Annotated in this window: 21 protein-coding genes and 4 pseudogenes; 16 read left to right on the top strand and 9 right to left on the bottom strand. The window is 35.4% G+C overall.

Annotated elements, in window-relative coordinates; translation table 11 throughout:
- Window positions 1-255 precede the first annotated feature (255 nt).
- Window positions 256-405, top strand: coding sequence for a hypothetical protein (locus NST98_RS07835; RefSeq protein WP_340709819.1), 150 nt, complete (start codon window positions 256-258; stop codon window positions 403-405).
- 202 nt (window positions 406-607) lie between these two features.
- Window positions 608-706, top strand: a pseudogene (locus tag NST98_RS07830) (IS200/IS605 family transposase); the annotation flags it as partial.
- A 58-nt stretch (window positions 707-764) separates the two neighbouring features.
- Here NST98_RS07830 and NST98_RS17285 read toward each other — a convergent pair.
- Window positions 765-929: pseudogene (locus tag NST98_RS17285) on the bottom strand (hypothetical protein); the annotation flags it as partial.
- 740 nt (window positions 930-1669) lie between these two features.
- Here NST98_RS17285 and NST98_RS07825 point away from each other — a divergent pair.
- The 9 genes and pseudogenes from NST98_RS07825 to NST98_RS07785 all read left to right on the top strand — a co-directional run bounded on the left by NST98_RS07825 (window position 1670) and on the right by NST98_RS07785 (window position 8194).
- The gene (locus NST98_RS07825; protein WP_340714842.1) at window positions 1670-2245 is read left to right on the top strand and encodes a sulfurtransferase TusA family protein; all 576 of its coding nucleotides are present in this window, start codon (window positions 1670-1672) and stop codon (window positions 2243-2245) included.
- Window positions 2246-2248: 3 nt separating this feature from the next.
- Window positions 2249-2644: a DsrE/DsrF/DrsH-like family protein gene (locus tag NST98_RS07820; RefSeq protein ID WP_016839191.1), complete on the top strand. Its 396-nt coding sequence runs from the start codon at window positions 2249-2251 to the stop codon at window positions 2642-2644.
- A gap of 84 nt (window positions 2645-2728) precedes the next feature.
- Window positions 2729-3856 carry an MBL fold metallo-hydrolase gene (locus tag NST98_RS07815; protein ID WP_340714841.1) on the top strand — a complete coding sequence of 376 codons (1128 nt, stop codon included), beginning with the start codon at window positions 2729-2731 and terminating at the stop codon, window positions 3854-3856.
- A gap of 67 nt (window positions 3857-3923) precedes the next feature.
- A complete protein-coding gene (locus NST98_RS07810; protein WP_340714840.1) occupies window positions 3924-4151 on the top strand; it encodes a sulfurtransferase TusA family protein in 228 nt (75 codons plus the stop codon).
- A 68-nt stretch (window positions 4152-4219) separates the two neighbouring features.
- Window positions 4220-4996 carry a sulfite exporter TauE/SafE family protein gene (locus NST98_RS07805; RefSeq protein WP_016839194.1) on the top strand — a complete coding sequence of 259 codons (777 nt, stop codon included), beginning with the start codon at window positions 4220-4222 and terminating at the stop codon, window positions 4994-4996.
- A gap of 173 nt (window positions 4997-5169) precedes the next feature.
- Window positions 5170-5286, top strand: a pseudogene (locus NST98_RS07800) (IS3-like element ISBce13 family transposase); the annotation flags it as partial.
- A gap of 405 nt (window positions 5287-5691) precedes the next feature.
- Window positions 5692-6993 (top strand): NCS2 family permease, encoded by a 1302-nt coding sequence (locus tag NST98_RS07795; RefSeq protein WP_340714839.1) that lies wholly within the window; start codon window positions 5692-5694, stop codon window positions 6991-6993.
- Window positions 6994-7122: 129 nt separating this feature from the next.
- A pseudogene (locus tag NST98_RS07790) lies at window positions 7123-7482 on the top strand (group II intron maturase-specific domain-containing protein); the annotation flags it as partial.
- Window positions 7483-7879: 397 nt separating this feature from the next.
- Complete coding sequence (locus NST98_RS07785; protein ID WP_340714838.1) at window positions 7880-8194, top strand: hypothetical protein; 315 nt, start codon at window positions 7880-7882, stop codon at window positions 8192-8194.
- 321 nt (window positions 8195-8515) lie between these two features.
- On the opposite strand, the gene NST98_RS07780 is transcribed toward NST98_RS07785, so the two are convergent.
- The 7 genes from NST98_RS07780 to NST98_RS07750 all read right to left on the bottom strand — a co-directional run bounded on the left by NST98_RS07780 (window position 8516) and on the right by NST98_RS07750 (window position 16326).
- A complete protein-coding gene (locus NST98_RS07780) occupies window positions 8516-8950 on the bottom strand; it encodes a hypothetical protein (RefSeq protein WP_340714837.1) in 435 nt (144 codons plus the stop codon).
- 246 nt (window positions 8951-9196) lie between these two features.
- Window positions 9197-10123, bottom strand: a complete 927-nt coding sequence (locus NST98_RS07775) for an ABC transporter ATP-binding protein (protein WP_096551806.1) — start codon at window positions 10121-10123, stop codon at window positions 9197-9199.
- Complete coding sequence (locus NST98_RS07770; protein ID WP_096551805.1) at window positions 10116-11168, bottom strand: ABC transporter ATP-binding protein; 1053 nt, start codon at window positions 11166-11168, stop codon at window positions 10116-10118. Before NST98_RS07770 ends, NST98_RS07775 begins: the two co-directional genes overlap by 8 nt.
- Window positions 11169-11182: 14 nt before the next feature.
- The gene (locus NST98_RS07765) at window positions 11183-12076 is read right to left on the bottom strand and encodes an ABC transporter permease (RefSeq protein WP_172597922.1); all 894 of its coding nucleotides are present in this window, start codon (window positions 12074-12076) and stop codon (window positions 11183-11185) included.
- Between the two features lie 41 nt (window positions 12077-12117).
- On the bottom strand, window positions 12118-13050 hold the full coding sequence (locus NST98_RS07760; RefSeq protein WP_096551801.1) for an ABC transporter permease: 933 nt from the start codon (window positions 13048-13050) through the stop codon (window positions 12118-12120).
- 126 nt (window positions 13051-13176) lie between these two features.
- The gene (locus NST98_RS07755) at window positions 13177-14808 is read right to left on the bottom strand and encodes a peptide ABC transporter substrate-binding protein (RefSeq protein WP_340714836.1); all 1632 of its coding nucleotides are present in this window, start codon (window positions 14806-14808) and stop codon (window positions 13177-13179) included.
- Window positions 14809-14970: 162 nt separating this feature from the next.
- Window positions 14971-16326: a transposase gene (locus NST98_RS07750; RefSeq protein WP_340714835.1), complete on the bottom strand. Its 1356-nt coding sequence runs from the start codon at window positions 16324-16326 to the stop codon at window positions 14971-14973.
- A 519-nt stretch (window positions 16327-16845) separates the two neighbouring features.
- On the opposite strand from NST98_RS07750, the gene NST98_RS07745 reads away from it, so the two are divergent.
- The 3 genes from NST98_RS07745 (at window position 16846) to NST98_RS07735 (ending at window position 20375) form a co-directional block, all read left to right on the top strand.
- Window positions 16846-18117: a hypothetical protein gene (locus NST98_RS07745; RefSeq protein ID WP_340714834.1), complete on the top strand. Its 1272-nt coding sequence runs from the start codon at window positions 16846-16848 to the stop codon at window positions 18115-18117.
- Window positions 18118-18140: 23 nt separating this feature from the next.
- Window positions 18141-19007 (top strand): ATP-binding cassette domain-containing protein, encoded by an 867-nt coding sequence (locus NST98_RS07740; RefSeq protein ID WP_096551793.1) that lies wholly within the window; start codon window positions 18141-18143, stop codon window positions 19005-19007.
- 1224 nt (window positions 19008-20231) lie between these two features.
- Window positions 20232-20375 (top strand): hypothetical protein, encoded by a 144-nt coding sequence (locus NST98_RS07735; RefSeq protein WP_340714833.1) that lies wholly within the window; start codon window positions 20232-20234, stop codon window positions 20373-20375.
- A gap of 80 nt (window positions 20376-20455) precedes the next feature.
- On the opposite strand, the gene NST98_RS07730 is transcribed toward NST98_RS07735, so the two are convergent.
- On the bottom strand, window positions 20456-20680 hold the full coding sequence (locus tag NST98_RS07730; RefSeq protein WP_340714832.1) for a glutaredoxin family protein: 225 nt from the start codon (window positions 20678-20680) through the stop codon (window positions 20456-20458).
- 139 nt (window positions 20681-20819) lie between these two features.
- On the opposite strand from NST98_RS07730, the gene istA reads away from it, so the two are divergent.
- Both istA and istB read left to right on the top strand, forming a co-directional pair.
- On the top strand, window positions 20820-22337 hold the full coding sequence (istA, locus tag NST98_RS07725) for an IS21 family transposase (protein WP_340714831.1): 1518 nt from the start codon (window positions 20820-20822) through the stop codon (window positions 22335-22337).
- Window positions 22325-23044 (top strand): IS21-like element helper ATPase IstB, encoded by a 720-nt coding sequence (gene istB / locus NST98_RS07720; protein WP_340714830.1) that lies wholly within the window; start codon window positions 22325-22327, stop codon window positions 23042-23044. The genes istA and istB overlap by 13 nt, the downstream gene beginning before the upstream one ends.
- The last annotated feature ends 178 nt before the right edge of the window (window positions 23045-23222 follow it).

The following is a 23222-nucleotide window of genomic DNA, read 5'->3' as shown; positions in this document are numbered from 1 at the left end:
TGAGTGAGTTTGCAAAACAAAACAAAGCTCTTTCTGTCGAAGGTCATATCGAGTAAATGAGGCGGATAGATGGTGTGAAAGTGCATGTACTTACCCGGGGAGGTCTGGCGGATATGTGAAGTACGCTTCATAACCTACTTAGTGATAAGTAGCTGAACCGTCAGAAGTCAGCAGAGGTCATAGTATTAGTTGGTTTAGAACTACTAAGAAGGACCGAACAATTAAGAGAGAATAGCCCTTGGCATTCAGTGAGTCATGATGAACACAGAAAACGTAGTACCTCACTTGAGGAAGGAAGCGGTGAATCCCGTGGGAGACCTCTTGGAGGGTGGAGTGACCACTGGCATAAAGAGAACAGCTATTCACGGAAGTTATATAAAGACTTGCGTCAATTATCTTAATTGAACCGCCGTATACGGAACCGTACGTACGGTGGTGTGAGAGGACGGGAGTTAATCGCTCCCTCCTACTCGATTGTAAAAAAGAAAACCCCCTGCTAGGCAGAGGATACCGTATAGCTTATAGCGAATATTAAAAAAGATCCCACTTGATCCTAAAATAAATTCTGGTTCGCCAACCAAATTTTAGTATCAAGGAGAGACCTATTATGTCTTCTGACATAAATAGTTTAGCACATACTAAATGGAATTGTAAGTATCACATTGAATTTGCACCAAAATATAGAAGACAGATAATCTACGGAAAATACATGTTACGAAAAACAAAAATATCGACACAATGATAGAAAAAATGCTAATCCCTTGACTTTTTTTATTCTTCAAGTTTTCAAACCCCAATATTAAGAAAAATACCCCGAGGAAGAAAATAGACAAGAAGTTATATGAATAATCATTCGTGACTAAGCCGTATGATGAAATTCCAATTACAATTAAAGCAAGTAATATTTTTAGCCATTTCAATCGTATCACCCTTAAGTGGAATGATAAATAAAGGAAATTAAAAAATATATGATTTTTCAATAAAGTTTGATATTTTTCCAATTTTACTGTTTTGGGCAATTAAAAATGCATGAAATGGCAATTAGATTTATTCGATACCTTGAATAATTATTCACATCTATAATCGCTTGACATGGAGCCTTTGCGGGCATGATTTCTTGCAAAGGGGGCAAGCCATAATTATATTTGGACTTTGCAAGGTAAAGTAGCCTATCATGCTCGCCACCATGTAAAGCGTCAAATATGCAAAAATTTATGCATAACCTTAATTGCCAAACATTACAAAAATTAATTACCATCAACAATTTTACGACTTGAATAGAGAATTCCCTTCTTTTAAGGGCTACATTTCCTTTACGGAATTGTACAAAAGTTTTGGAAATTTTAGTTAATCTTTTAAAAACAGTAAAAATAATATTTAAGTGTTGACATTATACCCTAATGGGTATATGATATCGTTAGAGTAACAAAGAAAGGGAAAAGGAGGTTTCAAATCATCTATCTTAAGATAATGTATTGCTGTCAATTCAAGTTTTGCTCTAATTTGTGTTGGAATTCTATTCAATATTAGAAGAAAAAACCAATTTCTGTAATAAAATATTTATTCATACATGAAGAAAAAGATTCCATGACGGCAAATTTTTGATTTTATATTCAACAAAAAATTTTTCTAAAATAAAATACCCTAATAGGTATATGGAGGTTTTAAGATGTCGATAAAAGCACATGTACAGTTAGATTGTACGGGGCTTTCATGTCCAATGCCGATTGTGAAGACGAAAAAGGCAATGGAAGGTATCGAGGAAGGCCAAGTATTAGAAGTGAAAGCGACCGATAAAGGTTCAATTGCCGACTTAAAAGCATGGTGTGACAGCGTTGGACATCAATATATCGGTATGTTTGAAGAAAATGGCGTGCTGTTTCATTACATTCGTAAATGTAATGAGCAAGTTGTTGAAAAGAAATTTGAACATACAATCTCGAATGATGAAGTTCTGAGTCGAGTGAAAAATGGCGGAATTCTTCTAGATGTTCGAGAAGAAGTGGAATACGCTTTTGGTCATATTGAAGGCTCCATATCCATTCCAATGGGGGAATTAGAAGACCGTTTAGATGAATTAGACAAAGACAAGGAAATCTATGTCATTTGTCGAACAGGTACACGCAGTGATTTAGCTGCTCAAAAATTAGTAGAAAAAGGTTTTACAAAAGTTTATAACGTCTTACCAGGAATGAGTGCTTGGAAAGGCGATTTAATAAAAAATTATAAATTCGGAGGGGTTTGAAAAATGTCTAATAAAGTTGCAATTATTGCAAGTAATGGTGGATTATTTGATGCATATAAGGTATTTAATATCGCAACGGCAGCAGCTGCTACAGAGAAAGAAGTAGCAATCTTCTTTACATTTGAGGGTCTGAACTTGATTCATAAAGAAGCGATGAAACAATTGCCACTTCCAGAAGGAAAAGAACATTATGCAGAAGGATTTGCGAAAGCAAATGTTCCGAGTATTCCGGAATTAGTAGAAATGGCAAAAGAGATGGGAGTAAAATTAATCGCTTGTCAAATGACAATGGATGTTATGAATTTAACGAAAGAAGACTTTATTGATGGAATTGATGTAGGTGGCGCAGTTACATTCCTTGAGTTTGCAAAAGATGCTGCACCAACATTAACGTTTTAATCATTTGTTTTATTCCATTCTTTAGTGGAAGGGATTACTCTTCCACTTCATATCACAAAAATATACCTGCAGGGGGTAAGTGGAATGGCAGTTCAAAAAATGACATCAGCACAAGTAGCTCGTAAAGTAATCGAAAATCAACCATTATTTATTTTAGATGTACGAAACAGAGAAGATTTTGAAGATTGGAAAATCGAAGGACACCGATTTGAATATTTAAATGTACCTTACTTTGAATTATTAGATGGTGTGGAAGAAATTCTTCCAAAATTACCGTCCGATCAAGATATTTTAGTTGTTTGTGCGAAAGAGGGCTCTTCTGTCATGGTTGCGGAAATGCTTTCAGATGCAGGATACGATGTGTACTACCTTGAGGGGGGGATGAAAGCTTGGAGCTCTTACCTCGAGCCAATTAAAGTAGGTGATTTGACTAATGGAGGTGAACTGTATCAATTTGTTCGTCTAGGGAAAGGCTGCTTATCTTATATGGTCATTTCTGATGGTGAAGCTGCCATTATTGACGCAGTTCGTTTTAAAGATGTGTTCATCAACTTTGCGAAAGAGAAAAATGTGGAAATTACCCACGTATTTGATACACACTTACATGCGGACCACATCTCCGGAGGACGCCATATTGCAAAGGAAACAGGGGCGAAATATTATTTACCACCAAAAGATGCAGATGAGGTGGTTTATGAATATAATCCATTGGAAGATGGTTTAACAGTGAAGGTTGGGAATTCCAAAATTGAAGTAGGCGCTCTGTATTCACCAGGTCATACAATTGGTTCAACTTCCTTCATCGTAGATAACAAGTATTTATTAACAGGAGATATTTTATTCATTGATTCCATCGGTCGACCTGACTTAGCAGGACGTGCTGAGGATTGGGTAGGAGATCTTCGCGAAACGCTTTATCGCCGTTATCGTGAGTTAGCGGAAGATTTAATTGTATTGCCTGCACACTTCATGATTATTGATGAGTTGAATGAAGATGGAACAGTTGCAAAACGTTTAGGGGATCTATTTGCGGAAAACCATGGTTTAAATATTGGAAGTGAAGAAGAATTCCGTAAGACAGTAACAGAAAACTTGCCACCACAACCAAATGCATACCAAGAAATTCGTCAAGTAAATATGGGGAAATTGACACCAGATGAAGAAGAACAAATAGAAATGGAAATCGGTCCAAACCGTTGTGCGGTACGTTAATTATGAAACAGGTGGGGAGAATGATAAACTCCCCCTTTTTAATGAGAATTAAAAAGGAGCGTTTGAAATGGAAGTCAATCAAGTGTTAGATGCAAAAGGATTATCTTGTCCACTCCCGATTGTACGGGCAAAAAAAGCAATGGATACGTTAGCGACAGGTCAAGTGTTAGAAGTGCATGTGACTGACAAAGGCGCACTATCTGACTTTTCTGCTTGGGCTAAATCAAGTGGACATGAAATATTAGATCAATCGATTGAAGCGGATGTAATCAAATTCATTATTAAAAAGGGATAACGAATCGATAAAGAGGAGAGGTGACATTCGGGAGAGGGTGTCACCTCTTCTGGAAAGAAGGTATCAACATGGACATCGCTTGGATTCTAACCATATTTGCAATAGGATTTGTTGGGTCATTTATCTCAGGAATGGTTGGAATTGGTGGATCGATTATTAAATATCCAATGCTTTTGTATATCCCTTCTTTATTAGGCTTTACCGCATTTACAGCTCATGAGGTATCTGGGATAAGTGCTGTACAAGTATTCTTTGCTTCTCTTGCTGGTGTTTGGGCATATCGAAAAGGTAACTTTTTAAATAAATCCCTTATTTTCTATATGGGAAGTGGAATTTTAATAGGAAGTATCATCGGAAGTTTTGGTTCATCCTATTTTTCGGAACAAGGTGTTAACATTGTATACGGAATCTTGGCATTAATCGCCGGAATTATGATGTTTATTCCAAAGAAGCAAATTGATGATATCCCGTTAGAACAAGTCACTTTCAATAAACTACTTGCAACGATTTTATCTCTCATAGTGGGAATTGGTTCAGGGATTGTTGGCGCAGCCGGTGGTTTCCTCCTTGTACCGATAATGCTTGTCGTATTAAAAATACCAACTCGCATGACCATTGCAACAAGTTTAGCTGTTACGTTTATTTCATCGATAGGAAGTGCAGTAGGGAAACTATCAACAGGGCAAGTAGATTACTTGCCAGCCATTATTATGATTGTCGCAAGTATCATTGCTTCACCTTTAGGAGTGAAGGTTGGTAAAAAAATGAACCCTTCTATTTTGAAGTGGATTTTAGCGATTCTCATTATCGGTACAGCTATTAAAGTATGGATGGATATACTATAAAAGCAAGTTACATGAATAAAGGAAAAATCTTATTGAATCAATCAAAAAAATATTAGACTTCCCAAAGGTATTATGAGATAGATTTTAGTAATAAATAAATAGAAAGAAGAAAATGGGTGTTGGCGATAAACCAGCACCAATTTTTTATTCCTTCTTTTAATTCAATTTTTTCGGTAAATGTATTAAATCAAGATTTCACTACAACAACAATCAACGAAAAATGGGTAGCTGATATTACATATATCCATACGCTTCGTGATGGTTGGTGTTATCTAGCGTCCGTTCTAAATAATACTATAAGATCGTCACTTTGACGGTCTTTTTGTATGTTTAAGAACTTATTAATAGAAGATTTTTTGAGAGATAATCTAATTTTAGTTAAAGTTTTTTCTAAGACCCTTGTAAAAAAAAGAACATATTAACCTCTAACTCGAAAAAATGTTCCATACTAGTGAAATCCCTCATTTAACACCAGAAGCTTCAAACCGACTAATATTTCATCATTATAAGGAGAAAATAGTTGTTGCCACTAAGTCTTTTTGTAAGAGGAAAGAATTCTTTATTCTTAATTTTCTCTATTTTTAAAATTTTGATACACAGAGAAAATTCCCGTAAAAAACACTTGCATTTAAGTTAAAGACCGAATATTATTAATTCTGTTGTTTTAAATGTTCGTATTTAGGGGGCTGAACATTTTGTTTCGACTACAAGAAAATAAGACAACTGTAAAAACTGAAATTTTTGCAGGTTTAACCACTTACTTAACAATGGTATATATTGTCATCGTTAACCCTTCGATTCTAGCGATTTCTGGTGTGCCTAGTGAACAAGTATTCACAGCGACAATTATTGCAGCGGTATTTGGTACATTATGGTTGGCGTTATTTGCCAATTATCCAATTGCAATGGCTCCAGGTATGGGGTTAAATGCATTCTTTACGTTCTCGGTTGTCCAAGCTTCTAAAGGCGAAATTGACTATATGACAGCATTTTCTGCTGTATTTGTAGCGGGTATTATTTTCTTTATTATTAGCTTAACGCCTTTACGACAAATGCTCGTTAAAGCCATACCGAATAATTTAAAATTAGCTATTACTGCTGGTATCGGTTTATTCATCGCTTTCATTGGTATGCGATCAGCAGGCATCGTGACAGATGACGAAGCGACATTAGTCCGATTAGGAGATTTATCAAGCCCTATGGTTTGGTTAACAATTGTAGGGGTTCTTGTTACGGCTATCTTCATGATGTACCGTGTATTCGGTGCAATTTTCTGGGGTATGATTGTGACAGCAATCCTTGCAGCATTAACTGGCAATTTAACATTCAATGGTGTTATTTCAATGCCATCATTACCAGAAGGGATTTTAGTATGGAATCCAATTGAAGCCTTTGGCGATGTCATTAAATATGGTTTATATGGGACAGTATTTTCATTTATTTTAGTTACATTGTTTGACACGACAGGTACGATGATTGGCGTTGCGAAACAAGCGGGTATTTTAAAAGATGATAAGTTGCCACGAGCACGTCAAGCTTTCCTTGGTGATTCGATGGCAACGATCATCGGTTCAATGTTTGGTACAAGTCCATCAACAGCCTATATCGAATCTTCTTCTGGTGTAGCAGTAGGTGGACGTACTGGATTAACGTCGTTAGTAGTTGCAGGGCTATTTGTCATTACCTTATTCTTCTCGCCATTAGCAGCTACATTAGCAAGTGTACCTGCTATTACTTCTCCTGCCTTAATTATCGTGGGTAGTTTAATGATTGGTGTTGTCCGCCATATCGAATGGGATAAAGTAGAAGAAGCATTTCCAGCATTTTTAGTAATTTTAATCATGCCATTAACGTCCAGTATTTCAGATGGTATTGCATTCGGGTTTATTTCTTACCCATTATTTAAGTTACTGAAAGGTAAGGGTAAAGAGGTTCATCCATTACTTTATCTCTTTGCGATTTTATTCATTATCCTGTTAGTGATTATGTCTCATTAATCATTAAAAGCCTCTCACTTTACGAGAGGCTTATGTTTATTTGTGCGGAGTAATGGCTGCTATTATACCTGTAAAGTTTACACATTAAAGCGCCCATAAGATGAGCATAATAAATATAAAATGTGGGAAAGGTCGAAACCGTATCCAATGGAGAAAAGGATTGAGGAACTGAACAAGTATTTAATGGGATGGTGCGGATATTTTGCCTTGGCAGAAACACCAAGTAAGTTCAAAGAATTTGATGAATGGATTAGACGAAGGCTTCGGATGTGTTTATGGAAAGAATGGAAAACCCCGAAAACAAGAATTCGGAAACTCAGAGGATTAGGGGTTCCAAGCCATAAAGCATTCGAATGGGGCAATACACGCAAGAAATATTGGCGGATTGCCTGCAGTCCCATTCTACACAAAACCCTCGACAACTCCTATTGGAAGCGTCGAGGGTTAAGAAGTCTATTCGAAAGATATCAAGCACTACGTCATACTTAATTGAACCGCCGTATACCGAACGGTACGTACGGTGGTGTGAGAGGTCGGGGGTTAGTCACCCCCTCCTACTCGATTTGAGAAGTATCATTGGACTTATTATTGTTCTAATCAAAATAATTTGTAATAATAATTTCCTGATCTCAAGTGAATTTGTAAAATTATTTTAATTTCTAATAAACATTGAAGTTTATAATAATGAAAAAGGCTAAAATATACTTAAAATCTAAGATCTATAAAAAAGTTTAGTAAAAATATAAAAGTTAGTTATTTGGGGTGGTAATTATGAAAAAAATAAGAATAAGAAAGACAAAAGAAAAAAAATCCTAACAAAAGAGCAGCGATATGCCAAAAATAAAGAAGCAGTTCGATTTTGGAGTAGAAGAATTGATAATCGATTATGAGTTTACGTATAAAATTAAACGATAATGAAATCCCAAAATTAGGGATTGTCACATATATAAATAGGGAAAAAAGATATGGATATATTTTTGATGAAGAGGGTAAGTCGCATAAATTTTATCATGAAAATGTCCTACAAAGAAAACATCTTGAATGGAATAAACCTGTACTTTTTGTATTGAAAGGGGAAAAATTAAAAGTTTTAGCTATTCCAGCTCGTGAAATTGTACGTGAGAGAGGTGCGTCTTTAAATAGTAATAGTTATAGATCCTTTGGAATAAATGGAAAGGGAAGAGTAACATTGCTAGGATAATTTAAAATTAATTGCTGAAGTGATATCACAGTTTTTGAAATTTATTCTTGTTCCTGTTAGTATTTTTGAAATGGTTAATGATTTTTAGAATATGCTAAACTAATTGAAATCATGGCTGTTACTACTTTATTCGAAATACGGAGGACTTCCACCGCCACCATAAATAAATTTCGTATAGACTGTTAAAACAACAGGCAGATTTTTTTCTACAAAAGTTTAGTATAAATCTGCCTGCTTGTATTGATGAATTAAAATATTAAGCTAAAATTATCATTCTAACTTTCTTCAACATTAATAACGAGTTCCTCAAAAAATTGATCATTAAAATATATCACTTGAAGGGAACATCATATTAGATGGAATATGGGAATCTGCACCGTTATGTGGGCTAATGGAAACATCAGAATATTGCCATACTGCATCATTGCCAAATAACAAAACAGGATGTTCTTTTCCGTCTTCATCAACACCAACTACTTTAAAATCACCGCTGATTTTATCTTCCTCTCCCCAGAAATGCCACATATATTTATCCGGTTGATTCGCAATAAACTTTGTTGCGACTGCTTCACCTTCGTTACCCGAACCGACCAAAATTCCCATCTTACCTTCTTTCCCAATCAATACATACTCACCCTTTATTCCGTCATGAAAAGTCACGGGTAATGTAAAAGTAGGGCTTGCCTCTAACTTTTTGTTTTCATCAAAATTTTTACAGCCGACAAGAGTCATTAACAATAGTACAGAAATCAACATAATGATTTTATTCCTCATATGACTCTCCCTTTATTAGCTTGAAATAAACGACATTTTATATTACTTTCAACATTTTTACTAATATTCCTTCTTATTTAATCATTCGGATGCCGAATGCCAAGCCTCTTAGAGCGGAAAATAAATAAAAGATTTTCATTAGCCTCTTCTTTCCGTCAAGTACTCCCCAAAAAACAAAAAAAGGCCTAAGGGGATTTAGGGCCCCTTAAGCCTTTTTTACACTAAGCCCTACAGCTTTGCTTGTTTTACCCATTTATTGACTTGTTCATCCGTACCGTAAACAAAATGATTTGGCAATGGCTCATGCATTTTAGCTGTATCCGGTGTTTCTTCATGGACATAAGGAATTCGTTTCCGTTTTCTTTCCAAAATCGGATCTGGAAGAGGAACAGCGGATAATAAAGATTTTGTATACGGATGAATTGGGTTGTTGTAAATTTCGTCTGCATCGCCCAACTCCATAATTTTTCCCCGATACATAACCGCAATCCGATCGCTGATATATTTAACCATCGATAAATCATGGGCAATAAATAAATAAGTCAAATTTCGTTCCTTTTGCAGATCTTTTAGCAAATTGACTACTTGCGCTTGAATGGAAACGTCGAGAGCGGAAATCGGCTCATCGGCGATAATGAAGCTTGGATCTAAACTTAACGCTCTAGCAATTCCGATTCGTTGTCTTTGGCCACCGGAAAATTCATGTGGATATCGTGTCATATGTTCACGATTTAAGCCAACTGCTTCCAATAAAGAAATAATCTTTTCTTGACGTTCTGCTTTGTTTTTATATAGGCCGTGGATATCAAATCCTTCGCTGATGATTTCACCAGCTGTCATCCGCGGGTTCAGTGAAGCATATGGGTCTTGGAAAATCATTTGTATTTCCCGTTTTAATTGCTTTTGTTCTTTTTTCGATTTGATTTGATGAACATTTTTTCCTTTGAAAATCACTTCGCCGCCAGTAATGTTATAGAGTCCGATAATGGAGCGGCCTGTAGTGGATTTACCGCAGCCAGATTCACCAACGAGGCCTAATGTTTCACCTTCAAAAATATGAAAACTAATGCCGTCAACAGCTTTTATTGGATTGGAAGGAGAGCCGAAATATTGAGTTAAGTTTTTTACTTCCAAAATTTTATTCTCTTTATTCACCTAATCCAGCCTCCTTCTTATATCTTTCCATTCTTCTTACGATTGGCTCAGGAATGTCGATTTTCGGTGCATATTCATGCAATAGCCATGTTTTAGCATAATGTGTATCGGATACTTTAAACATTGGAGGTTCTTTTTCAAAATCGATGGCCAATGCATATTTGTTCCGAGGTGCAAAGGCATCACCTTTTGGCGGATTAGTCAAATCCGGTGGAGAACCTGGAATCGCATACAATCTTTCATCACTTTTGTTATTTAGATCAGGCATGGAGCCAAGAAGTCCCCAAGTGTATGGATGTTTTGGATTGTAGAAAATATCGTTGACCGTTCCGTATTCCACAATTTGTCCTGCATACATAACCGCCACCCGATCGGCGACATTTGCTACAACCCCTAAATCATGGGTAATAAAAATAATAGATGTTTTATGTTTTTTTTGAAGTTCCTTTAATAATTCCAATATTTGCGCTTGAATCGTCACGTCAAGGGCTGTTGTCGGTTCATCGGCAATCAATAATTTCGGATCAGCCGCAAGCGCAATGGCGATAACAACACGCTGTCTCATACCGCCACTAAATTCATGTGGATATTGGCTGAACCGTTTTTCTGGCATTGGAATGCCGACTTGGCGAAGCAATTCAATTGCTCTTTCTTTTGCTTCTTGCTTTGAAACTTTTTTATGTTTTAAAATTACTTCCATAATTTGTTTTCCAACACGGATAGTTGGGTTTAAAGCAGTCATTGGATCTTGGAAAATCATCGCAATCTCATTGCCACGAATTTTGGACATTTCTTTATCGGAAAGGGGAATTAAATCTTTTCCTTCCAATAAGATTTGACCATCCGCATATATTCCTGGTGGCTGCGGAATCAATTTCATAATGGCATTGGTTGTCACACTTTTACCCGAACCGGATTCGCCAACAATTGCCAAAGTTTCCCCTTCATATAATGTAAAATCAACGCCACGTACTGCTTGAACAAGCCCTGCGTATGTTTTGAAGTTGATTTTTAAATTTTTGACTTCGAGTAATGGTTTATTCATGCTTCCACCCCTTTCTATTTGCGTAATTTTGGATCAAGTGCATCGCGCAAACCATCACCAACGGCATTAAAAGCAAAGATCGTTAAAGAAATTAAGAAAGCAGGGAAGAATAAACGCCAAGGGGCTACACGTAAACCGCCCATACCTTCTGATGCCATTGTTCCCCAGCTGGCAACTGGTTGGTTTACTCCTAAACCTAAAAAGCTTAAGAACGATTCTGTGAAGATGGCGCTTGGAATTGTTAATGTCATCGTTACAAGAATTGCACCTAAAGCATTTGGGATAATGTGGCGGATAATTAAATGCCAATTTCTTGCGCCAAGAGTTCTCGATGCTAGTACGAATTCACGGTTTTTAATGGATAACACTTCACCGCGGACAATCCGTGCCATGTTGATCCAACCGGTAATCGATAAAGCGATAATCATCGGTAAAAGACCTTGTTCCATTACTACCAATAAAATGATTACCACTAAAAGATAAGGGATGGCAGATAAAATATCGACAATCCGCATCATAATATCATCTACACGTCCGCCAATAAGTCCAGAAATGCTTCCCCATAAAACGCCAATGATTAAATCAATAATGGCAGCTGTGATACCGATAAATAATGAAATGCGGGCACCAAACCATACACGAACAAAAATATCCCGCCCTAAATCATCTGTTCCAAACCAATGTTCCTTTGAAGGAGCTGCATTATAAACACCTAATTGATCGCGATAACTGTATTGCGACAGTTCAGGAACAAATATCGCAAACAGTGTAATGAGGAATAAAATGATAACACCTGTAACCGCCAATTTATTTTGGTTAAAGCGGAGGAATACTTCTTTCCAGAAAGATACAGGCTTTTTTGCCAATTTATCGCCTTCTTCCAACCGCGGTCCGACTACTGTAAACATTTCAGGAGTTAAATTGTTGGTCGTTTCATGCTGTTTTACCATTATTTCTTTGCTCCTCCTTTCAATTTAATGCGCGGGTCAATGATAGTATATAAGATGTCTACGATTAATACAGCGAGCATTAAAATAATTGCATAGAATACGGTTGTTCCCATAATGACTGTATAATCACGGTTTGTGATACTTTGAACGAAATGTCTACCTAATCCAGGAATGGCAAAAATTTGCTCTATAACAAAACTTCCTGTTACAACACCGGCTGTTAAAGGCCCTAAATAAGTAATAACCGGCATTAATGCATTACGCAAAGTATGCTTAAAAGTGATTGTCCATTTGCCAAGCCCTTTGGCACGGGCTAATTTCACATATTCACTGTTGTTTTGTTCCAACATGCTGGAACGGACCAATTTTGCGATATACCCCGCATGTGTCAAAGCGATTGCCAACGCTGGCAGAACTGAGTATTTAAAGCCGTTCCACCCGGCAACAGGGAATAGGCCCAATTTTAAAGAGATGAAGTATTGCATTAATCCGGCCATAACGAATGAGGGGATTGAAATGCCCAAAACCGCGATGGTCGTTGCAAAATAATCAATCACGCGGTTATGGTAAAGGGCCGCAATGATGCCAAGTAATACACCGATTCCAACCGCTAAAAACATGGCTTCAAGTCCAAGAGATAACGAAACCGGGAACCCATCGGCAATAATATCGTTCGTGGAGCGGTTTTTATATTTCATGGACTCGCCAAAGTCAAACGTCAACGTATTGAGTAAATAATCCTTATATTGAATATACCAAGGATTATCTAATCCATATTTCGCTCTTAAATTTGCTTCAATTTCAGGTGGAAAATCCTTTTCACTTGCAAAAGGATTACCAGGTGCAGCCTTCATCAAGAAAAAGGTTGCCGTGATGATAATTAATAACGCAATGAACATAAGAACAATTCTTTTGAGAATGTACTTCAGCAAAGTGCTCCCTCCTTTATCTAAAAATTCTGTATAGTCCTAAAAAATAGTGAAAGGCTGCTATGAATCAATACAATCGATTTCAGCAGCCTTACAACTATGAACCTAGAATTTAATTACACCAATTTATTATTCAACATCTACATATTTTAAGTAAATATTACCTAAAATATCTGTCTCCATGTTTTTCACATAGTCTTTAGCAACACTTAGGTTAGTGTAGTAGTAAATTGGTGCAACCGGCATTTCTTCAATAATGATCGCTTCTGCTTGTTTTAATAATTCTAAACGTTTTTCTGGATCAGTTTCTTTGTTAGATTCTCTTAATAGTCTTGTATATTCTGGGTTTTCCCAACCTGTATCGTTGTTACCGTTTTGAGCAGAATCATATTGTTCTAGGAATGTATAAGCATCGTTGTAGTCTGCAATCCAACCTAAACGTCCAACTTGGTAATCTAAATTTGACAATTTGTCTAAGTAAACTTGCCATTCAGAGTTGTCAAGAGTTGCATTGATGCCTAAGTTTTTACGCCAATTTTCTTGAATGAACTGAGCGATTGCTGCGTGAGCTTCACTCGTGTTAAATGAAATTGTGATATTGATATCTTCAGGTTTGCTGATTCCTAGCTCTTTCATACCTTGTTCAAGAGCTTTTTTCGCTTCTTCTACATCATTGTCTTTGAAGTAGCCGCGATCTTCTTCAAAGCCTTTAATCGCTACAGGAACCATACCTAATGCAGGTTTTTGTTCACCTTTTGTAATGTTGTCAATCAATGATTGACGGTCAATTGCAAGTGCTAATGCACGACGGATATTTTTGTTTTTAAGAATTTCATCTGTTGTATTAAATTTGTATACATAGATGGCTGCATAGTCTTTGATTTTTAAAATACCTTCTGATTTGTATTGGTCAATTGCATCTAAAGCTACTGTTTGGAATGGAGAACCTAAGAAGTCAATTTCGCCATTATCAAACATAGTTGTTGCTGTTTGTTCAGATTCAACCATTGTAATATTTACTTTTTCAAGTGCTACATTATCAGCATCCCAGTAAGTAGGGTTTTTCTTCAATGTGATATCTTTGTTATGATTCCAAGAATCAAGCAAGAATGGACCGTTTGTTACATAATCTTCTCCAGCTTCTGTGTACCATTTTGGATTTTTCTCAGCTACATTTTTATTAACTGGGAAGTATGTTTTAAATGCTAACATTTCTAAGAAATAAGGTGTTGGTTGTTCCAATGTAACAACGATAGTTTTATCGTCTTCTACTTTAATACCAACATCTTCAACTTTCGCTTTACCTTTGTTGTAAGCTTCTGCGTTTTTGATTGGGTAAAGCATAGAAGCATATTCGGAAGCGTTTTCAGGATTTAATACCCACTTCCAAGCGTATTCAAAGTCATATGCTGTTACAGGATCTCCGTTTGACCATTTTGCATCGCGTAATTTGATTGTGTAAGTTATTTGGTCATCGCTGATGGAAATGTCTTCTGCTGCCGCATTCACAACTTCAGAACCTTTGCGAGTTGTTAAACCTTCAAAAACGTTATTTAGAATTGCACTAGAAGTAGAATCTGTTGCAAGACCTGGATGTAAGGAAGGCGGCTCAGAAGCGATGACTAAATTAAGTTCTTTTGAACGAGAAGTTTCTTTTCCTTCACCTTCGTTTTTGTTTTCTTCTTTGCTGCCGCTGCAGGCACTTAGCACTAAAGTAAGTGTGAATAGTGCTGCTAATAAGAGCCAAAACTTCTTTTTCATTTTTTCCCCTCCATTAAGCATTTTAAAAATTTTCAGAAAAAACGCGGACGTGCCATTTTTCTGAAATTTGCGTGCTCGATAATCATAATGAATCAATTTCATAAATCATAGTTTTTCTGAAGTATAGAGTACCCCTATACTAAAAACTTCGTTTTTTTTTAATTATGCAACTTGGTTTTGTTGCTGTAATAAAGCATTGATTCGATCAACTGCTAGTTTGCAGGTATTATAAATTAACGTCACCAGATTGAAATGCATTTTTGCTTTCTTTCCTGTACGATGACGGACATTGTTTAATTGAAAGTATTCCTTTAAATAAGCGTTAACGCGTTCGACTGCTGTACGTTCTTGATAAAGCTGTTTCCATCGTTCTGTCCCACGTGCTGGATAGGTAAATTTACGGATATCTATATCACATTTGATTTTGAAAACTTTTTGGCAAAGGGTGTCTTCTCGTAATGGGCAAGTTGCACATTCCTTTGGACGTGTGAATTTTAATGTATTGTACTTAGCGTCAAAGCTGTCATATTGGTAACTATGTTCACGCACACAGGTTGGACGAAAATGTTCATCGAATCCTATATATTCTCCTTCTCGGCGAACGTTGTAAGGAATCACGACTCGCATGGACTGTGATACGGCTTGACGGTAAATAGGTTCAACATCATAACCAGCATCAAATATAGCGATTGTAAATTGACCGTTTCCTAAGTGATGAAGTTTTTTCAATAATGGAATCGCAGCTTTACAATCACTTAAATTACCTGAGGACATCAAACGAGTGATGATATATTGACTTTTCGTCGAAACAGCTAAATGTGCTTTATAACCAAACCAGAATGTATTTTTTCCTTTACTATTCTTTTTCACACCCCATTTTGGCTCAATCGGTACATCCTTCCAAAGGGTTTCTAATGGGATATCCAGCTGTTCTTTCAGTTCTTTTTCATAGGTTGATTGATTTCCTTTTTTCTCTACTTGTTCGGCTAACCAAACAGCTCGTTCAGCTTTAGTTTTACGACCACGTTTTTTAGGAGTTTTAGGTGCTTTCTTTTCTGATGGTGTGAAAGCATCACGAGCTTCAAAGTGACTCGCATCGATGGCGACATGTTCATCATTTAGAAAGCCTTCCAACATCGCTGTTTTGATGAGTGTATCGTTCATTTTATCTAGCACATCTGATTCACTAATGACTTGAATCATGCGTGAATAAGAGCTTTCAGATGGTACGACATCAGACACAAGGAATCCACAGTCGAAACGAAATAAAGGATCATGGACCAAACGTTTGACTAAATCCTTGATAGTTGGAATACGTTCGACAATACGTATAATCAGCGATTGAACCATTGCACCATAATTCAATTCACGTGGTGCACCTTTCAATGTCTTTTTAGAAAACAATTGAAAAATAGGTTGAATGTCAATCACACTAAAAATGGCATCATAACGATGGGAACTTTCCATTTCTAATAATTGATGGATGTCAAAAAGAGAAATTTGTTTTACAATAGTCATAGGGTACTCACCTCTTTCGTATGGTTTGTTTGGTTACCTACCATTATAACGAAATTTGGGGAGGTACCCATTTTTTATTGTCTTGAATCCCTTGAAAATCAAGGGGTGAGAATTATGAAATTAACTCACCCTTGCGAATAGAGTTATGAATTATCATTACTCTATTCAACTTACATATCACTTGTAAATAAAAAGGACCTCCATACTTGTAAGTAGAAAGGACTTCCATAAGATATGAGTAATATTAAATTATTACCAAACCAATCAACCTTTTTTTATTTAAAATTAAATATAAAGAATATTCTATTTTTTATTGTAATGTTAGTAGCTATTTTACTTACATTACGTATAAGTGAAACTTTGAATTTTTCGATATTTCAATTTACCACATTTAGTTATTTTACCTTTATAACCTTAAACTTCTTTTTCTTAATTTCCTCTACTATAACCACACAAAAACAATTGGAAATTATAAGTTTTTTGGAAAAAGATTCTTGGAAATTTATAAGCAAAATCTGCATGGCAAATTTAATATTAATGTCTTTAATTGTAATATTTCCTGTGTCTATTATGTTTTTTTTAAAAAATTCTTTTACAATGAACGAATATTTGTGGCTAGGAATCATTCATTTTTTTATTATCTATTATTCTTCAAATTTTCTATTTACTGTAATTGGAATTAGTGTAGGCCTTACAGTAAAAAATAATTTTGCAATTGTAATCTCTATTTTGATATTTATTCTTTTAATTAGAATTCCATATATGATTCATCCAACTTCACCATTTGGAAGGTTATTTAATATTTATGATGATGAGGTATTTTTTTCAACAAATGATTTGGCTGGTGTCCTTTTCAATATATCCTATTTATTAGATAAATTATTCGTTGTTTTATTCATTTTATTAATTGGTTTATTGATAAGAATTATAGTAAATAAAAAGAAAAAACTATTAAATGTTGGATTAATTTCCATAATCTTACTGTCTCAAGTGATTGTAGTTTATAACTACATTATCCAAAAAGAAGTTCATCATCAATATAATGAGTTTTTACAAAACGAATATCAAATTCTCTCCCATAAGATGAAATTAAATTTAGGAAACAAATTAACGAACGAGAGCATACTAAATATAAAAATTAATGAGGATACGAATACGATTCAATTATTTTTAGATCGAGTTTTTGATATTAATGAAATCAAAATAGATAATACTCGATTTGATTTTACCCGTGAAAACGATTTATTAGAAATTACAGGAGACTTTAAAAAAGATCAACAGCATATATTAAAAATTACATATCAAGGTAAAGTAAATATTGTTGACGATTTAGGTTTTCATCTATTTTACGTTTCACCATTATCGGTCAATCTACCTGGAGATAGTTTTTATTGGTATCCTAAGACATCTAATTATCCTAATAAAGAGATTTATTTTGACGTTGAATTAGAGAAAAAAGGAACAATATTTAGCAATCTAGCGGTAGTTAAAGAAACGGATGATAAATATAACATTAGAGGTAATGCTTCTGATTTGTTTCTTTTTTCTGGACAATACAAAGTCATGAATGAAAATGAAATTGAGTACGTAATACCTATTGGTTATGAACCATCGATAATTCAAATGCAATTATCGTCCATTACTACAAGGGAAGAGGTACCTAATGAAGTAAAGAAAAAAATTATTGATAAAAATTATTCAAGGGTAGTAATGGGGATATGGCCATTAGAAGATTCTTCAGCATTAGTAAAAGTTTCTGGAGACACCATTTTCGTTCGATTTTTTAATTAAAAAATTAAAAAAGGTGATAGATTATGTCAAACCAATTATCAGTAGAAGGCATCAATTTCTCATATAGAAAAAAGAAAGTATTAGAGAATGTTTCTTTTACTTGTCAAAATGGTGTGATTGCATTATTAGGAAATAACGGAGCTGGAAAAACAACGTTAATGAAGGTGATTGTAGGTTTAAAAAATCCAGATTCTGGAACAATAATATTGAATGATACTAATTTAGTCAATGTTGATAAATATCCTATTCATAAAGTTGGGTATTTACCACAAAATTTTGATATTTATCCAAATATCAGCGGATATGATTTTTTATCTTATGTTTATGATGTGAAAAAATTACCCAAAAACTCAAAAAAGCAAGCTCTTGAAGAAGTCATTACAAAATTTGGACTTCGTGATGTCATTAAAAAAAGATTTTCCTCATATTCGGGAGGTTATAAAAGAAGATTGGGAATTGCTCAAGCAGTACTCGGAAAACCGGATTTAATCATTATTGATGAACCAACAGTTGGGCTTGATCCGGAACAAAGAATCGAATTCAGAAGTTATCTTGCTGAAATTAGTTTGGATGCAATTACATTAATATCAACGCATATCATTGAAGATGTCGAACTATATAGTAATGAGATTTTAATATTAAAAGATCACACTATAAAATTCCAAGGTACTGTTGAAGAAATTATAAATATTAGTGTGCCTTTTATTTCTACAAAAAATATACCTATTACTGAGTTAGTTTCATTTAGAAAAGAATACAAAATTATTGAGGAAAAACGAATTTCTGATGATTTAATCAAAGTTAAATATATTGGAGACTCTGATATTCATCATGATGAAAAGGAGATTTCTTTAGAAAATGCATATATCTATTTTCAAAACCAAATTTGAACAGATATCAAAGTTTGTTAATTATTATGATTATAATCATACATTAGGAAAAGGTGTTTTATATATTACTTTATTATTTTTAGTTATAGGAATTTTTTCACCTGCCCCTACAGACTACTTGAGCTCAATACGAGCTGGTTATTCGTTGTACGGATTCGATAATTTATATGATTATACTTTTCCAATGATATCTGTTTTCTTTGTTTTTTTTGCTTTTCTAAAAGATTATATAAATAATCGCTATGAATTAATTATTTACTTTAATGCTTCTAGATTTAATTACAATATGTTGTTTAGATGGGGTTATTTTGTGTTCATTTGTTCTTTAAGCAATTTTATAACGGCTACCTTCTATTATCGATTTGTTTCTTTTTTAGATTTACTAAGTATCGTTTTAAGTTTAAGATTTGTACCTAATATTCTATTTTTAACTTCGCTTCTACTATTCCTCATTACGTTAACAAAAAATTGTTATGCTGCTTTATTTGTTGTAGGTAGTTATTTATTGCTTGATTTTTTATCTTCAGCGAGGATGTTTAAGTGGTTTTCATTAGGTGTCCATTCTTCAAACTATTATTACACAATATCTCCTGCTTATTATTTGTTAAACAGAGCATTATTAGTGATTCTTAGTGTTTTATTCGTTTTTATAGCTTGTAAAATATCTGCTAAAGAAAATTTATGATTTGATGAAGGTTAACTTTGTTTTACTAAAAAGGATGTTCAAATAAAGTGATTCCTTCAAGCTAATTTCTAATAAGTAAGGGGGCGTCTGAAAAGTCATTTTGAGACGCCCCCTTTGGTGTGCCCGGCATGTACATGAACTATAGGGTGTAAGTCCCGAACCCCGAAGACAGAAGTAGAGGTTAGCTCAACGAAAGGGTGTCCGTGGTGACACGGAATCTGAAGGAAGCTGGAGGCAAAACACCGGTCCGAGGAACACGAACCTCATATAAGGCTAGGTATGATTGAGTGAGTTTGCCTAACAAAACAAAGCTCTTTCTGTCGAAGGTCATATCGAGTAGATGAGGCGGATCGATGGTGTGAAAGTGCATGTACTTACCCGGGGAGGTCTGGCGGATAGGTGAAGTACGCTTCATAACCTACTTAGCGATAGGTAGCTGAACCGTCAGAAGTCAGCAGAGGTCATCGTATTAGTTGGTTTAGAACTACTAAGAAGGGCCGAACAATGAAGAGAGAATAGCCCTTGGCATTCTGTGAGTCATGATGAACACAGAAAACGTAGTACCTCACTTGAGGAAGGAAGCGGTGAATTCCGTGGGAGACCTCTTGGAGGGTGGAGTGACCACTGGCATAAAGAGAACAGCTATTCACGGAAGTTATAAAGACTTGCGTCAATTATCTTAATTGAACCGCCGTATACGGAACCGTACGTACGGTGGTGTGAGAGGACGGGAGTTAATCGCTCCCTCCTACTCGATTATGGACTACTTCAAAAGTAATTCAGTTAATTTCGATTGATCAAAGCCAGCTACAATTTCCGTTTTTTCATTATTATTAATTACAGTAAAGGGTGTTCCAATGCCGCCCAAATTCATTAATTCATCATAGTATTTCTTTTCTGAAATATCTTTTTCGATAAAAGGAATATGATGGTTTTCTAAGAATTCTTTCTGTTTTACACAATAACCACAATTTTTATTTGAATACATGTTTATGGCAAACTAAAAATGTAACGTTTGGCAATTAATTTATGCAGGTCCTATAAAACAAAAAACCACTTGCCAACATTCCCCAAATACACTACCCTCCTAGTTGGACAAAACAGTTCAACGGGAGGTATTCAAGGAGATGTTAGCAGTGGCTGAAATTCATTATATCAGATATGAAGCAAACCAAAAAGGATGTTCCTATTCCGATATTGCCAAAAGAATGAATCGTGATCCAAGAACAGTGAAGAAGTATGCGGAAATGGAAGACTTCAGTCCCTCAAAAGTTAAACAAACGAGAAAAGCGAAAGTGATGGATCCAGTGAAACCGATATTGGATCAATGGATTAAAGAGGACTTGACAAAGAAGAAAAAATATCGAAGAACTGCGAAACGAATGTATGAAATCTTAAAAGAAGAATATGGATTTACAGGTTCAGATCGTTCTGTTCGGCTCTATGTATCAAAAAGAAAACAAGAACTGCTCGAACAAAGTGAACCAGCTGCGTTACCTTTAGAATCGAAACCTGCAACGGCTCAAGTTGATTTTGGAGAAGCTCCTTTTCTCTATCAGGGGAAATACGTCGATTTTCCTTACCTGGTCGTTTCATTCCCTTACAGTAATGCGGCCTATGTGCAAGTCATGCCAGCTCAAAATCAAGAATGTTTCTTGGAAGGATTAAAACGAATCTTTCACTATATGGGAAGGGTTCCAAGGGTCATTCGTTTTGATAATCTCTCCCCTGCAGTAAAAACGATCTTGCCAAACGGAGAAAGAGAATTGACAGAGACATTTCAACGATTCGTTTTACATTATGGCTTTGAATGCGAGTTCTGCAACCCAGCCAGCGGAAATGAAAAAGGGAATGTCGAATCAAAGGTGAAATATATTCGAAACAATTTCTTTTTACCTGAACAAACAATCTATCAACTAGAAAGTTTTAATGAATCTTTATGGGAAAAATGTGAGAAGGACTGGAATCGTCCGCATTATGAGAAGGAGCGACTCATCGCTGAATTATTTGAAGAAGAACAAGCGTTATTTCTTCAATTGCCAGCCAAAGAATTTGAATGTGTCCGATATGAGCAGGTCACGGCTGATAAGTACGGTTTCATCCATTTAGAAAACAATTTATATTCCACGTCTCCCCGTTTTGCCAAACAAAAGGTTTTGGCAAAGATCTCTTATCATGAGATTGCCATTTTAACAGAAGAGCATGAGCTGATTATCAAGCACGAGCGTTTATATGGCACAAAACAAAAATCAATGAAATGGCAACCATATCTTACGTTAATGGCCAAAAGGCCAAATGCATTAAAATATACGGATTTCTATGAAAAGATGCCGGAAGAATGGAAAAATTATTTTTCCAATTGTACCGTTCAAGAAAAGAAGGAAGCATTACAACTACTAGCTGTTTTACTAAAAGAACATGATTTCGAAGTTTCGACACAGGCTTTGAGGATTGCCTCCCAGTATGGTCATCCGAAAGTAGAATCGATTAAACAGGTATTTTATCAATTAATCAATGGAAGAGGTATACGAGAGCCAATTCAACCGAAAAAACACGTTCCAGATATGCCGGAAGCCATCCGAGGAGTAAGGCATTATGACCGCCTATTCGAATCCCAAGGAGATGTGGCATCATGGAACAAATGATTAAGGAATATGCCAAAAGACTAAAATTAAGCTGGATTCCAGCCAATTACCATACCATCCATGCGGAAACAAATGAGGAATTTTTACTGAAGCTGTTTGAACGAGAAGTGCAGCATCGAGATGAGAGAAGGATAAATTTACTACTAAAACAGGCGACATTGCCGAAAATTCCAAATAAACCTTATGATTGGCGGGAGATTCAACTAGCCCCAGGCATCACAAAAGATTATATTTTAGAAGGTGAGTTTACGAAAAATCAGGAAAACCTTATCTTCTATGGCGGAGTGGGAACCGGTAAAACATTCCTTTCCACTCTCATCGCCCTCAATTTGATGAAAAAACAAGGAAAAAGAGTGAAGTTCTATACGGCCGCCTCCATTGTCAATGCTTTATTGGAGGCCAATGAAAAAGGTGAACTTGGTAAATTTCTCAATCAAATCGAAAAGTTGGATCTCTTGATTCTTGATGAATTGGGCTATATTCCATTGCATAAACAGGGGGCAGAGTTATTATTTCAAGTTATTTCCATGTGTTATGAAACCAAAAGCATCATTGTGACAACCAATTTACCATTTAGCCAATGGAATAATGTCTTTGGCGATCCCATTTTAACAGAGGCCGTCATTGATCGGCTGATTCATCATTCTCATTTAATCATCTTCAATGGTGAAAGTCACCGATACAAAGACTCAATCTCTCAACGTTAACCATGGAATTTGGCAAGTGTATGTATGCATTTTTAATTGCCATTTCATACATTTTCTACTTGCCAAAAACATTGTAATGCATCTACTTTTTGATTTAATTCCTCTTTAGTAGAGACGATTCCTTTTAATGATGATTCGATTAAAAATAATCCCATTTTTAAACCCCTCACTTTGATTA

The sequence above is a fragment of the Ureibacillus sp. FSL W8-0352 genome, assembly GCF_038004345.1.
In the GTDB taxonomy this organism is placed as follows: Bacteria; Bacillota; Bacilli; order Bacillales_A; family Planococcaceae; genus Ureibacillus; species Ureibacillus thermosphaericus.
Note: the sequence above shows the minus strand (reverse complement) of the source record. Positions and strands in the feature narration are given on the sequence as shown.